Source organism: Malaciobacter marinus, from assembly GCF_003544855.1.
Lineage (GTDB): Bacteria > Campylobacterota > Campylobacteria > Campylobacterales > Arcobacteraceae > Malaciobacter > Malaciobacter marinus.
This window is the reverse complement of record NZ_CP032101.1, coordinates 2839676-2853282: the sequence shown is the minus strand read 5'-3', so window position 1 is coordinate 2853282 and position 13607 is coordinate 2839676. Positions and strand designations below refer to the sequence as shown.

At 28.1% G+C, this 13607-nt stretch carries 12 protein-coding genes; 4 read left to right on the top strand and 8 right to left on the bottom strand.

Annotation, left to right across the window (positions count from 1 at the left end; translation table 11 throughout):
- The first annotated feature begins 4 nt into the window (after positions 1-4).
- Positions 5-805, top strand: a complete 801-nt coding sequence (locus tag AMRN_RS13725; RefSeq protein WP_099312214.1) for a M15 family metallopeptidase — start codon at positions 5-7, stop codon at positions 803-805.
- A complete protein-coding gene (locus AMRN_RS13720) occupies positions 777-2117 on the top strand; it encodes a M99 family carboxypeptidase catalytic domain-containing protein (RefSeq protein ID WP_099312216.1) in 1341 nt (446 codons plus the stop codon). Before AMRN_RS13725 ends, AMRN_RS13720 begins: the two co-directional genes overlap by 29 nt.
- A 7-nt stretch (positions 2118-2124) precedes the next feature.
- Here the strand turns inward: AMRN_RS13720 and AMRN_RS13715 are convergent, their stop codons facing one another.
- Genes AMRN_RS13715 through AMRN_RS13690 form a run of 6 tightly spaced genes read right to left on the bottom strand, consistent with a single transcriptional unit; the run spans position 2125 to position 8889 of the window.
- On the bottom strand, positions 2125-2388 hold the full coding sequence (locus AMRN_RS13715; protein ID WP_099312219.1) for a hypothetical protein: 264 nt from the start codon (positions 2386-2388) through the stop codon (positions 2125-2127).
- A 45-nt stretch (positions 2389-2433) separates the two neighbouring features.
- A complete protein-coding gene (surE, locus tag AMRN_RS13710) occupies positions 2434-3222 on the bottom strand; it encodes a 5'/3'-nucleotidase SurE (RefSeq protein ID WP_079577619.1) in 789 nt (262 codons plus the stop codon).
- Positions 3222-6770 carry a DNA polymerase III subunit alpha gene (dnaE, locus tag AMRN_RS13705; protein ID WP_099312220.1) on the bottom strand — a complete coding sequence of 1183 codons (3549 nt, stop codon included), beginning with the start codon at positions 6768-6770 and terminating at the stop codon, positions 3222-3224. The genes surE and dnaE overlap by 1 nt, the downstream gene beginning before the upstream one ends.
- 18 nt (positions 6771-6788) lie before the next feature.
- A complete protein-coding gene (locus tag AMRN_RS13700; RefSeq protein WP_079577617.1) occupies positions 6789-7556 on the bottom strand; it encodes a patatin-like phospholipase family protein in 768 nt (255 codons plus the stop codon).
- On the bottom strand, positions 7553-8290 hold the full coding sequence (locus AMRN_RS13695) for a UDP-2,3-diacylglucosamine diphosphatase (RefSeq protein WP_099312222.1): 738 nt from the start codon (positions 8288-8290) through the stop codon (positions 7553-7555). The genes AMRN_RS13700 and AMRN_RS13695 overlap by 4 nt, the downstream gene beginning before the upstream one ends.
- 59 nt (positions 8291-8349) lie before the next feature.
- Positions 8350-8889 (bottom strand): DJ-1 family glyoxalase III, encoded by a 540-nt coding sequence (locus AMRN_RS13690; protein ID WP_079577615.1) that lies wholly within the window; start codon positions 8887-8889, stop codon positions 8350-8352.
- Positions 8890-9073: 184 nt separating this feature from the next.
- On the opposite strand from AMRN_RS13690, the gene AMRN_RS13685 reads away from it, so the two are divergent.
- Together AMRN_RS13685 and AMRN_RS13680 are read left to right on the top strand one after the other, a co-directional pair.
- A complete protein-coding gene (locus AMRN_RS13685; protein ID WP_165772860.1) occupies positions 9074-9742 on the top strand; it encodes a FlgO family outer membrane protein in 669 nt (222 codons plus the stop codon).
- An 8-nt stretch (positions 9743-9750) separates the two neighbouring features.
- Positions 9751-10326, top strand: coding sequence for a FlgO family outer membrane protein (locus AMRN_RS13680; protein WP_159445718.1), 576 nt, complete (start codon positions 9751-9753; stop codon positions 10324-10326).
- Here AMRN_RS13680 and recJ read toward each other — a convergent pair.
- Together recJ and AMRN_RS13670 are read right to left on the bottom strand one after the other, a co-directional pair.
- The gene (recJ, locus tag AMRN_RS13675; protein ID WP_099312224.1) at positions 10321-11892 is read right to left on the bottom strand and encodes a single-stranded-DNA-specific exonuclease RecJ; all 1572 of its coding nucleotides are present in this window, start codon (positions 11890-11892) and stop codon (positions 10321-10323) included. The genes AMRN_RS13680 and recJ overlap by 6 nt on opposite strands.
- The gene (locus AMRN_RS13670; protein ID WP_099312226.1) at positions 11892-13511 is read right to left on the bottom strand and encodes a CTP synthase; all 1620 of its coding nucleotides are present in this window, start codon (positions 13509-13511) and stop codon (positions 11892-11894) included. Before AMRN_RS13670 ends, recJ begins: the two co-directional genes overlap by 1 nt.
- Between the last annotated feature and the right edge of the window lie 96 nt (positions 13512-13607).

The following is a 13607-nucleotide window of genomic DNA, read 5'->3' as shown; positions in this document are numbered from 1 at the left end:
TATTATGAATAGAAGAAGCTTTTTAAACTCTTGTAAAGTAGCTGCATTTAGTTCAGTTGCTTATCCTATAATATCAAGTGCAAGTAAAGATTTTGCAGTTGATTCTTTAGTTCTTGCAGATTCTGTTATTAAAAAAAGTGATTTATATATAGAAAAAAGTGACTTTGCACAATTTGAATCAGTGAGAAAAAAACTTTATCAAGTACAAAGATATGTTGGATATGGTAATTTTAATATATTAAGTTTTGATTTGATGCTAAAATATGCAAAATATTCTAATAGTATTCAAAATTTTACGCAAAAAGAGTTGGACTTTTTAGAAAAGATTTTTTATATTAATCCAACTCCTTATGGCTTTTATGGGAAAAAAGTTTCAGAAAAAATTACAAAAGCTATAAATAATAGAGAAGTTATAAAAGTTTCTGGTACAGGACATTATTTATTTAAAGGTAAGCCTGAACAAACATATAATGAGATGAAAAAAGATATTGGAGATACACTTACATTAACTTCTGGTGTAAGAAGTATTGTAAAGCAAATGAAATTGTATCTTGATAAGATAGATAGAACTGATGGCAATATTACTAAAGCTTCAAAGTCATTAGCTCCTCCTGCATATACTTATCATTCAATTGCAGATTTTGATGTAGGTAAAAAAGGTTTAGGTTATGATAATTTTACTGCAAGATTTGCCTTAACAAAAGAGTTTTCTCAAATGAGAAAATTAAAATATATTGAGATGAGATATACAATAAATAATAAGGATGGAGTAAGATATGAACCTTGGCATATTAAGGTTATTTAGTTTAATTTTAGTATTTACATCACTAATAAGTGCAAATACTGGAAAATTTGATTTTACTTTGATAAAAAAAGGTCAAGAAAATCAGAATACTTTTCTTATTATTGGAGGAATACAAGGGGATGAACCAGGTGGCTTTATGGCTGCTTCTTTAATCGCTACTCATTATGAGATAAAAAAAGGTTCTGTTTGGATTGTTCCTAATTTAAATTTTTATTCAATTATAAAAAGAAGTAGAGGACCTTTTGGAGATATGAATAGAAAGTTTGCTAATCTATCACAAAATGATCCAGACTTTGGTGCTGTAAAAAGAATAAAAGAGTATATTACTGATAATAAAGTCAAATTGATATTGAATCTTCATGATGGGAGTGGATTTTATAGAAAAAAGAGTATAAATAGCAACTATTCTCAAAATAAATGGGGACAAAGCTCAATAATTGACCAAAATAAATTAACTATATCTAATTATGGCAATCTAGAAGAGATATCAAGTAAAGTTTGTAATCATATAAATAGTAATTTGATTAGAAAACGAGATATTTATCATGTAAAAAATACCAAAACACGACTTGGTGATAAACAAATGGAAAAAACTCTTACATATTTTGCTATAAACAAAGGTAAAGCAGCTTTTGGAAATGAAGCTAGTAAGAAACTTCCCTTACATGAAAGAACATATTATCATCTTCTAGCAATAGAAAAATATATGGATATTATGGGAATAGAGTATAAAAGATCTTTTAACTTAAAACCATTAGAATTAAAAAGTGTAATTGATAATGATATTTCTATATCTTTTTATAATAATAAAATCAATCTACCTTTAGAGGGTATTAGAGATTTTGTAGGATATTTCCCAACAAGTAAAGATGAAATACAAAATTTTAAAGTAAGTAATCCTTTAATGACTGTAATAAAAAAAGAAAATTTATATAGTATTCGTTATGGAAATAGAAGAGTTGCTAGATTATTACCTGATTATTTTGATATCGAAAAAGATATGAATAGTGCAAAGATATTAATTGATGGAAAAGAATCACTAATAAATATGGGGTCAGTTATAAATGTAAAAAATGACTTTTTAGTAAAATCTCAAAAAGATATTAGAGTAAATATAATTGGATATGTAAATAAATCTAAGAAAAATGAGTCTGAATTGCTTGTTTCAAAAAATGAAATAATGCAAAAATTTTCACTTGATAAAAAAGGAAAAGTTTATAGAGTTGAATTCTATAAAAAAAATAAATTTGCTGGTATGGTTTTAGTAAATTTTGGAAGTAAAAATCTATTTTTAGCTAAAAATGGTTATTAGTTAGTATCTAGTTTATAGATACTAACTCTTTTTTGAATAACTCTTGATTTAATTTTTTGCAAGCAGTTTTGTATATCTCTTCAATTCTTTCTTCATCATCTTTCATGCTTCTCTTTAAATCTTCAATACTTTGACCTGATTCAATCGCTACAAATACTTTAAACTCTTTTTTTGTAAATTTTCTTTTTAAAACTTCTTGTAGTTCATCTTCTGATTTTAAAGTACCAACAAGTTTGTCAATATTGTTTGTAATTGATTTTGTAAAATTCATAATACTCCTTTTGAATTCATGATTATATATAAATAGACTTTATATTTAGCTATTTATCCAATTATTTAAGTTATTTATATCTTCATATGATGTCATGTCAAGTTTTATTGGACTAATTGATATGTAGTTTGCACTTACTGCTTCAAAATCACAATCTTTATTTTCGCTACTTTTCCAAATAAGTGGATGTAAACCTATCCAATAATACTCTTCTCCTCTTGGATTTAAATGTCTTGATGTATCATTTCCATACTCTCTATATCCAGCTTTTGTAATTTTTATTCCATTACATTCTTCTATTGAAATAGGAGGAATATTTACATTTAAAAATTTTCTTTCTTCAAGTGGAAATTCTGAGTTTAATATTTTTTTTGCAAGCTTAACTATAGTATCTTTTGCCAATGCAAAATCCCAACCGTTTTTTATGTCATGGCATCTATCTTTACAAACTTGAGATATTGCAATAGCTGGAACTTTATGTAAAACAGCTTCCATTGCAGCAGCAGCTGTACCACTATATGTAATATCTTCTCCCATATTTGCACCAATATTTATACCACTGATTACTAAATCAGGTTTGTATCCTTCTTTAAAAAGATTATGAATTGATATAAACATACAATCAGTTGGGCTTCCATCATCAATTTTATAAAAATCATCTTTTACATTTTGCATTCTTAGTGGTTTATCTAATGTTAAAGAGTGACCACATGCTGATTTGTTTTTAGCTGGAGCTACAACTGTTAGTTTTGCAATAGGTGATAAGGCTTTTATTAAAGCTTTTAATCCTATTGCATCAAATCCATCATCATTTGTTAATAATATTTGTTTCATTAGTCTATTTTATAAACTCCCTCAATATTTTGAATTAAATTTTCTACATTATTTGCAACTTTAAAACCACTTTCTAACTCAATATCTCCAAGTTTTGATTTAACTATTATTCTTAAATCTCTTTTACCTTGATTATGAGCAATAACATCAAAAAGTTTATACATAAGCTCTTCACTATTTGAGTAAGGAACAGCAATTGTTAATGGTGGTTCTATCTTTTGGGCTTTTTTAACTTTTTGTTTATCTTTTTTTGCATCATTTAAGTTCTCTATTTTTCTTAAACTCATTCTTGTAAATTGATCATCTTTGGAAATTTTTACTTTAAAAGCTAAAGGTTCATCTTCATATTTAAAATCATTTTTAAGCTCATTTAACTTATCTTCAAACATCATAAGTTCAATATTTCCATGTAAATCCATAAGATTTAAAATTGCAAATTTATTACCTTTTTTTGATATCTTTTCAGTGATTGTTTCTACTTTACCTACAAATAAAACTTCACTTCCATCATTTATTTCATCAATTTCTGAACTTAAAGTGTAAGTGATTTTATCAAGTTGATCTCTATAATCATCAAGAGGGTGACCTGATACATAAAAACCTAAAGTATTTTTTTCAAATTCTAAAATCTCTTTTGAATCATATTCAGGTAAATGCTCAAGTTCAACAGTTACAGTTGTTAGTTCTTCATCATCACCAAAAAGTGAACCTGTTGCCATCTTTTTAGCTTGCATTGCTTTTCCAGCGCCTTCAACTATTTGTTCAATTTGATCTAGCATGGCTTTTCTACTATATTCAAAAGAGTCTAAAGCACCAGCTTTTACTAGAGATTCTATAACTCTTTTATTTACTTTACTTGCATCAATTCTTGAAATAAAATCACTTAAGTCCTTAAACTCACCACCTTCATTTCTTGCTTTTAAAATGGATTTTATGGCTACATCTCCAGCACCTTTAATAGCACCCATTCCAAACATAACTACTTCTTTACCATCAATTTTCTTTGCAGAAAATACTAAATCTGATTTATTAATATCAGGTGGAAATAGATCTAATCCTAACCTTTTTACTTCATCTACATATCTTACAACTTTATCAGTATTGTCTTTTTCAAGTGTAAGAAGTGCAGCCATAAACTCTGCTGGATAATAACACTTTAAGTATGAAGTATAAAATGTTACTAGTGCATATGCTGCTGAGTGAGATTTATTAAATCCATATCCAGCAAACTTAACAATTAAATCAAACAGTTCTTCGCAATGGTCTTTGTTATAGCCTTTTTCTACTCCACCTTGTGCAAACTGTACTTTAAGTTTGTCCATCTCTTCTTTAATTTTTTTACCCATTGCCCGTCTAACTAAATCGGCACCACCAAGGCTGAACCCACCGATTGTTTGAACAATTTGCATAACTTGCTCTTGGTAAACAATAACCCCATATGTTGTTTCAAGAATAGGTCTTAATGGTGCATCAAACTCATCATAAAAATAGTTTATTTGAGCTCTTCCATGTTTTCTATCAATAAAATCATCAAGCATTCCTGATTCCATTGGACCTGGTCTATAAAGTGCTAAAACGGCAATAATATCTTCAAAATTTGATGGGGCTAATCTTTTACAAAGATCTTGCATACCATCTGATTCTATTTGAAATAAGCCTATAGTATTTCCTGTTTGAATTAAATCATAAACTCCTTTATCATTTACATCTGTTTTAATAAAGTCAATTCTTTTTCCATGTCTTTTTTCAATAAGCTTATTTGCTTCTTCAATTACAGTCAATGTTTTAAGACCCAAGAAGTCAAATTTGATCAAGTCAACATCTTCAACATATTTTCCATTATATTGAGTAGCAAGTGTATCAAGACCACTTGGTTTAAAAAGAGGTGTTTTTTTCCATAAAGGTTCATTTGATATTACAACACCAGCTGCGTGAGTTCCTGCATTTCTATTTAATCCCTCTAAAGCTAATGCAAACTCCCAAACTCTTTTTGCTTGAGGATCTATATCGCATAGTTCTTTTATTTTTGGCTCTTTGTCCCAAGAGTCTTTTAAATTTATTCCTAATTCATCTGGGATTAGTTTTGCCATGGCATCAGCTTTTGCATAAGGCATATCTAAAACTCTAGCAACATCTCTAATTACACCTTTTGCTAATAATTTACCAAAAGTAATAATTTGTGCAACATTGGCTCTTCCATATTGTTTAATTACATAATCAATAATCTCACCTCTTCTTGTTTGACAAAAGTCCATATCAATATCGGGCATTGATACCCTTTCTGGATTAAGGAATCTCTCAAAAAGTAAGCCATAAGGCATGGGATCAATATCTGTAATATATAGACTATATGCTACCAAGCTTCCTGCTGCTGAACCTCTTCCTGGACCTACTGGAATTCCCATTTGTTTAGCAACAATAACAAAGTCCCAAACAATAAGCATATATCCAGGGAATTTCATATTATTTATAATATCAATCTCTACTTGTAGTCTCTCTTTGTATTCTTGATGTTTTGATGAATCTACTATTTTTAGTCTATCTTCTAAACCTTTCCAACATTCATGAATAAATAGTGCTTTATCATTTTCTAAAGAGTACTCTTCTTCTGGATAAGGAATTGGTAAATTTGATTCTTCAAGTTTTTGTCTAGTAAATTTAAAATTTGGAGGAGTAGGGTTTCCTAGTTTTATCTCAAGATTACATTTATCTGATATCTCTTGTGTTGCTTCAATAGCTTCTGGAATATCTGCATAAAGTTTTGCAATTTGTTCTGGTGATTTTAAATAAAACTCATGAACAGAGTGTCTAAGTCTATTTGGATCATCATAAAGTTTATTCATTGCAATACACATAAATGCTTCATGGGGACCAGCATCTTTTTGTTCTAAGTAGTGTGTATCATTTGTTGCAACAAGTTTTATACCTGTTTCATGGGCTATTTTAAGAATCATATCGTCAACAAAAAGCTGATCAGGAATACCATGTCGCATAATTTCTAAATAAAAATCATCTCCAAAAATTTCTTGATATTCTAGTGCAATCTCTTTTGCTCTTTCATAACCTTTTGCACCATTTCTAACATTTCTTTCGTTATTTGTATTTAGATGCCAATTGATTTCACCTTGTAAACAAGCAGCAGAACATACAATTCCCTCAGAGTTTTCTCTTAAAAGTTTTTTATTAATCCTTGGATAATAATAAAAACCATACATATAAGCTTGTGAACTTAAGTACATAAGATTTTTATATCCCACATCATTTTTGGCATATAAACATAGATGAAATCTTTGTTTTGTCGTTTTATCATCTACTTCTTCATTGTTATGAATATAAGCTTCCATTCCTATGATAGGTTTGATTCCCTCAGCTCTCATGGCATTATAAAAATCAATAGCTCCAAACATATTACCATGATCAGTCATGGCAACACTTTTCATACCCATCTCTTTTACTTTTTTTGCTAAAGGTTTTATCTTATTAGCACCATCTAAAAGTGAATATTCTGTGTGTAAATGTAAATGTGTAAATTTTGGTATATCGGACATGTTTAAATCTCTATTTAATTAAGTTTTTTTAAGTATATCCAAAAAATGATTTTGAGCCTCTTTAAAACCAAGATTAAAACAATCATCAAGCTCTTTGAAAGTAAATAGAGAAAAACTCCTTATATGAGTACTTCCAAGATAAAAATTTGCATTGGAAATTGAGTAAGAGTGATTTTTATATAAAGTTTTAAAGAAATTTCTTTTAAAAGATGTAAGAAGTGAGGTTTTTTTCTTTTTGTTTGATTTTCTTTTAGGAAATAAATCAATTGCATAAATATCATATCCTTTATCTTCTAAAGGTTTAATAGGGACATTATCAAATAAACCTCCATCTATTAAATACATATTTTTATATTTTATTGGTTTAAAAAGTGGGATTAAGGCACTAGAAGCCATACATAAAGTAACCACATCACCACTACTAAAATAATGAAGTTTTTTCTTTTTTATATCATAAGCATTAACATAAACAGGTTTTGGTAATTCTTCAAGTTTTTTTATGGGAAAAAGTTCATTTATAATTTTATTTGAATAATCAATTTTAAAAAGACCATTTTTAAAATAATTAAATTTTATAGCTTTTTTTAAATCATTTGAAGCAAAAATTTTTAGTTGCTCCTTAGCACTTATTCCACTAGCATGAGATGCACTAATAATACTTCCAATAGACGAACCACTATAAGCTTTTATATCTATTTTATTTTTTTCTAAAAAATGTAAAGCACCTAAGTGAAATGCTCCTCTTGCAGCACCTCCACCTAAGGCTAGGGCTAAGTTTGTTTTCACTTATCTAACCAATCAATAATAATAAATTCACCTTCATAAGTCTCAGCTATTGCAGTACATGATTCTACCCAGTCACCACAATTTAAGTATTCAATACTACCGATTTTCCTGATTTCTGCTTTATGAATATGTCCACAAATAATACCATCATAACCTTTATTCTTTGCATGATTTGATAAAACTATTTCAAAATCATTTATAAATGAGACTGAAGACTTTACACTATCTTTTACATATTTTGATAATGACCAATATTTTTTAACTCCAACTTCTTTTCTAAAAAAATTTAAAAATGCGTTTAAATATAGAAGTAAATCATATCCATAATCGCCTAATATTGCAATCCATTTTTTTGTCATAGTAATAGAATCAAAAAAATCTCCATGGGTAATATAGTATTTCTTACCATTTATAGAATTGTATTCTAATTCATTTGTTATATTTAAAGAGTTACCTAAAATTAAAGGAACAAAGGGTCTTAAAAACTCATCATGATTACCTGTAATAAATGTAACATTGCAACCTTTCCTAGCTTTTTTTAGAATTTTCTGGATTACATCTGAGTGAGTTTGGGGCCATATAAGTTTTCTTTTTATTGCCCAACCATCTATAATATCACCTACTAAGATGAGGTTTTCACAATTGTTATGTTTTAAAAAACTAAGAAGATTTTTAGCTTTTGAAAAGCGTGTTCCAAGATGAATATCTGATATAAATATACTTTTGTATTTCATTTGTACAGTTTAAATTATAATGGTTACATTTAAACGACAAATGAAAATGCAATATTAGCCTAAGCTAATATTGCATTTTTAACATTTGAATAAATTTCATCACCTTTTAATGCTCTTACAATTTCAAGTGCAAATTGTGTTGCTGTTGCTGGACCTCTTGATGTTATTACATTATCATCAATTACAACATTATCATCTTTATGGTAACCATCTAGTCTTATTTTTTCTTCAAAACTTGGATAACAAGTATAGTTTTGATTTAGTACATCTGCTTTGTGTAAAGCATAAGGTGCTGCACAAATTGCAGCAATTAGTTTATTTTCTTGCTTCATTTCTTTTAAAATTTTTTGTACAAAATTATCTTCTGCTAGTGTAAATGCATTTGGTAATCCTCCTGATAAAACAATCATATCAAAGTCACCGTTTACATCTTCAAGTTTGCAATCTGCTGTAATTGTAATATTATGCGCACCTACTGTTTCTAACTCTTCAACAGCAGCTATTGTAACTTCAATTTCTGCACGTCTGCATATATCAATTATTGAAACAGTTTCAATCTCTTCAAACCCATTTGATATTGGTAGTAAAACTCTTGTCATATGGTCTCCTTTTTTTATATATATTTATAAATTATAATAAAAAAAGCTTGATATTTTCTCAAAGTTTGAAAAATTTCTTAAAAAGTTTTCAAAAGGGCTATTTCTTGGGTCTTCTAGCATCTCTTTTCAAGAGTTTATAAGTTTGATTTAAATAAAATTTAACTAATTATAAAAAGGGGAATACATGCTTAAATCTTTTATCAAGACTACTTTAGGTGCAATAGCTATAATTTTAATAGCTACAGGATGCGCATATACGCAAAATTCTGTTAATTCTAAACAAGATTCAAACTTACAAATAGAAAATCGAAAAGTTCAAGTAACAAAAGAGTATTTAAAAGTTGCACAAGATAAACAATTTCATGTGACTACACAAAGAACACTTGAGGGAACAATTGATTCTTTGGCTACTCAAATTATGAGAAATACTAAAATACCTACAAATAAACCTGTACTTTTTACTTCATTTGTTAGACTTGATAATCTTAAAAAAACTACAGAGTTTGGTAGAGTTATTAGCGAAAGTTTAATAAATGAATTATCAAATAGAGGTTTTAATGTAATTGAATTTAGAGGTCAATTAAATGTTTCTATTGATGAAGATGGTGAATATTTTATTTCAAGAGATATTAGTAAATTAAAAGAGAAAATTCCTAATACTTATGTTGTTGTTGGAACATACTCAAGACAATTTGGAAAGATTGTTTTAAATGCTAGAGTTGTAGATAATATTTCAGGAAGAATTATTTCAAGTTCAAGAGCAATTTATCAACACAATAAAAGAAATGATTGTGTAATTTTCAAAGATTGTAAACCTCCAAGAACAGTTAAAATTATAAAAGAAAAAAAGTAAGCATTTAGATGAAACACCCTTATTTTAAGATAATAAAGCAATTTTTTGCTTTATTATTTTTAGCTACAATTTTAACATCATGTGTTTATAAAAATATTGATGGTTCTAATAATTTTCACTCTTTTGTAAACTCATTGGTAGAAAAATCAGTAAAAAAATTAAATGAAAATTTATATCTTACAGATACAGTTTTAGTTTCTGATTTTGTAAATATAGATAGATTAGAAAATAGATCAAAATTAGGATTTTTATTATCTTCAACACTTAAAGATAGACTTCTTGCAAATGATATTACTGTAAAAGAGATTGAGTTACGAAAACATTTTACAATTGGCTCAAATGGTTTTAACTTATTAAGTAGAGAAGTAAATGATATAAATAGAAAAATCACAGATACAAGATATGCTTTTGTAGGTACTTATACATTAACTACAAAGAACTTAATTGTATTTATAAAGATGATTGATTTAACTACAGGAAATATTCTAAGTTCTTCTCAAGGAAGCATTATGATTGATGAAGAGATTATTCAATTAGAAAAAAAATCAGATATAACTCAAGTTTATGCACCTATGGTATTATAAAACTATATCCTCTATTAAAAACTGTGCATTTACCTCACCCCTAAATTCGTTTTTATTAATAGAAACTATAATATCAATAAACTCTTTGTTTATTGGTTTATTATAGTGAAATTTTAAAGCTTCAAAAATATTCCCATTGCTACTAAGTAAAAGCTTTAAATGATTTTTATCTTTTCCTATAAATTCAGATTTTAAAACCTTTGCATTGCTTATTTGAAAAATAGGTTTTTTATTTTCTAATCCATATGGTTCAAATTTTTCAATAATTGATAAGAACTCTAAATCAACACTTGATACATCAAGTTCTCCTAAACACTCATACTCTATATGTAAATCTTCTTGTTCAATATCAATTACAAGTGAGTTTATTTTTTCTTGAAAAGTTTGTAAATTCTTTTCTTCTAAAGATAATCCAGCAGCATTTTTATGACCACCAAAACCTTTTAAAAGTGATGAACATTGAGTAATTAGAGTATGTAGATTTATCTTAGCATTTGCTCTTGCACTTCCTTTTGCAATACCATTTTTAACAGAAAATACAAAAGCTGGTTTTTTAAAAGTATTTGAAAGTTTTGAAGCAACTATTCCTATAACACCCTCATGCCAATTTTCACCCCATACAACAATTACATTGTGTTCATGGTTTATTGCTTGTGTAGCTTTATTTGATATCTCTTCTTGCAAGCTTTTTCTATAATTATTTAATTCATCAAGTAAACTTAAAGAGTCATTTGCTTCGTACTCATTTTTTGATAATAAAAAAGATAGTGCAATCGAAGCATCATCCATTCTTCCTGCACTATTAATTTTAGGAGCAATCATAAAACCTATATCATCAGAAACATAAAACTTTTTAGCTAATACTTCATCAAGTTTTTTTAGTGAGGCTCTATTTGATTGCTTAAGTCTTTTAAGTCCATGCCTTACTATTGTATAATTTAGACTAGTCATAGGCATAATATCTGCAATTACAGCAATACACAATAAATCTAAAAAATCTGCCATATTTATTTGTAAGTTTAATTCACTTTTTATTGCAGCACATAAATACCACGCAACTTGTGCTCCACAAATCTCTTTAAAAGGAAAGGTACAATCATCTTGTTTTGGATTTACAATTGCAAGGGCAGTTGGAAGAGTGTCTCCTACAGTGTGATGATCTGTAATAATTAAATCAATCCCTTTTTGCATAAGCTCTTTTGAGGCTTGTACAGCACTAATTCCATTATCAACAGTGATAACTAAACCACTATCAATTAATTTAACAATCTTAGGAGATAAACCATATCCATGTTCAAATCTATTTGGAATTATGTGATTAACTTTATATCCTACTTTATTAAAAAAATCAATCATTATTGCAGTAGATACAACGCCATCAACGTCATAATCACCTACAATTGTAATAGTTTCATTATTTAAAATTGCAGTTTTAATTCTTTTTACTGCTATTTTGATATCTTTTAATAAAAAAGGATTAGGTATGTCACTTAGCTTTGCATAAGGATTATCCTTATGTCTAGCTAATAGAAGTTCAAAAAGTATCTGTTTTGTTACTTTTTGCATTAGTTAATATTTTTTGTTGCTTGTTTTACAAACTCTAATATAATTGGATTAGGTGTTTCTAAATGTGAAGTAAACTCTGGATGAAATTGTACTCCAACAAACCATGGATGATCTTTTATTTCAACTGCTTCAATAAGACCATTTGATTCACCAGATATAATCATTCCTGCATTTTCTAAAGCTTCTTTATATTTTGGATTTGCTTCATATCTATGTCTATGTCTTTCATAATAAATATCTTCATTTCCATAAGCTTTTTTAAGCTTTGTTCCCTCTTTTGGTTCAAATGGATACTCTCCAAGTCTCATTGTTCCACCCATTGGTGATTCATGAGTTCTTAACTGCTTTTCACCACTTTGATCAATGAATTCATCAATTAAGTATATTACTGGATTTTTAGAATCTGCATCAAACTCAATTGAGTTTGCATCTTCTATTTCTAATACATTTCTGCAATACTCAACAATAGCTAATTGCATACCTAAGCAAATACCTAAGTAAGGAACTTTATTTTCTCTTGCATATTTTATTGCTTCAAGTTTTCCTTTTACCCCTCTGTGTCCAAAACCACCAGCAACTAAAATCGCATCAGAATTTTGTATAACTTCATATGCTCCTACATCTTCAATTCTTTCACTATCACACCAATTAATATTTATTCTAGTATTTAAATGTGCTCCAGCATGAACTAGTGCTTCGATTAAAGACTTGTAAGACTCTTTTAAATCTAAATATTTACCTACAAATGCTATTGAAACTTCATGTTGAGGAAGAATAATATGTTTTACTAATGTACTCCATTTATCCATATTTGGTTTTAATTTTATATTAAAATGATTAGATAAAGGATTTAGTATTCCTTCTTTTATAAAATTTAAAGGAACTTGATAAATTGAGGCTGCATCACCACACTCTATTACTGCATCATATTCAACATCACATGACATTGCAAGTTTTCTTTTTAAATCTTTAGGAAGATCTTGTTCTGTTCTACATACTAAAACATGAGGAGTTATACCAATTCTTCTTAATTCTTGAACAGAGTGTTGTGAAGGTTTTGTTTTTAGTTCACCAGCTGCTGCTATATATGGGATTAGAGTAACATGCATATTCATAGTATTTGTTTTTGGTAAGTCATGTCTTAATTCTCTTATTGCTTCCATAAATGGTAAGCCCTCAATATCTCCTACTGTTCCACCAAGCTCAACAATTAAAAAGTCATGCCCTTCACCTGCATTTAGAATTCTATTTTTAATCTCATCAACTACATGAGGAATTACTTGAATAGTTTTACCTAAATATCCACCTTCTCTTTCTCTTTTTATAACTGATTGATATACTTGTCCAGTTGTAAAATTGTTTTTTGCACTTAAAGTAGCATCTATAAATCTTTCGTAATGTCCAAGATCAAGGTCAGTTTCTGCACCATCTGCAGTAACAAAAACTTCTCCATGTTCTAATGGACTCATAGTCCCTGGATCAACATTTAAGTAAGGGTCAATTTTAAGCATACTTACTTTAAGTCCAGATTGTTTTAATATTGTTGCAATTGAAGCTGAAGTGATCCCTTTACCTAAAGAACTTAGAACTCCACCCGTTACAAAAATGAATTTTGTCATTAATAACTCCATAAAAAATTGATAATAATAATTTCGCGATTATATCGTAATCTGAATTAAGAAGAAGTTAAGCAAAAGAGAGTTTTTCTCTTTTAC

What these genes read in the sequence shown, in the direction of transcription:
- AMRN_RS13690 (WP_079577615.1), bottom strand. Translation starts at nt 8,889, where the DNA reads ATGACAAGAGTTTTACTACCAATATCAAATGGGTTTGAAGAGATTGAA.
- AMRN_RS13685 (WP_165772860.1), top strand. Translation starts at nt 9,074, where the DNA reads ATGCTTAAATCTTTTATCAAGACTACTTTAGGTGCAATAGCTATAATT.
- surE (WP_079577619.1), bottom strand. Translation starts at nt 3,222, where the DNA reads ATGAAACAAATATTATTAACAAATGATGATGGATTTGATGCAATAGGA.
- AMRN_RS13695 (WP_099312222.1), bottom strand. Translation starts at nt 8,290, where the DNA reads ATGAAATACAAAAGTATATTTATATCAGATATTCATCTTGGAACACGC.
- AMRN_RS13725 (WP_099312214.1), top strand. Translation starts at nt 5, where the DNA reads ATGAATAGAAGAAGCTTTTTAAACTCTTGTAAAGTAGCTGCATTTAGT.
- dnaE (WP_099312220.1), bottom strand. Translation starts at nt 6,770, where the DNA reads ATGTCCGATATACCAAAATTTACACATTTACATTTACACACAGAATAT.
- AMRN_RS13720 (WP_099312216.1), top strand. Translation starts at nt 777, where the DNA reads ATGAACCTTGGCATATTAAGGTTATTTAGTTTAATTTTAGTATTTACA.
- AMRN_RS13670 (WP_099312226.1), bottom strand. Translation starts at nt 13,511, where the DNA reads ATGACAAAATTCATTTTTGTAACGGGTGGAGTTCTAAGTTCTTTAGGT.
- AMRN_RS13715 (WP_099312219.1), bottom strand. Translation starts at nt 2,388, where the DNA reads ATGAATTTTACAAAATCAATTACAAACAATATTGACAAACTTGTTGGT.
- AMRN_RS13680 (WP_159445718.1), top strand. Translation starts at nt 9,751, where the DNA reads ATGAAACACCCTTATTTTAAGATAATAAAGCAATTTTTTGCTTTATTA.
- recJ (WP_099312224.1), bottom strand. Translation starts at nt 11,892, where the DNA reads ATGCAAAAAGTAACAAAACAGATACTTTTTGAACTTCTATTAGCTAGA.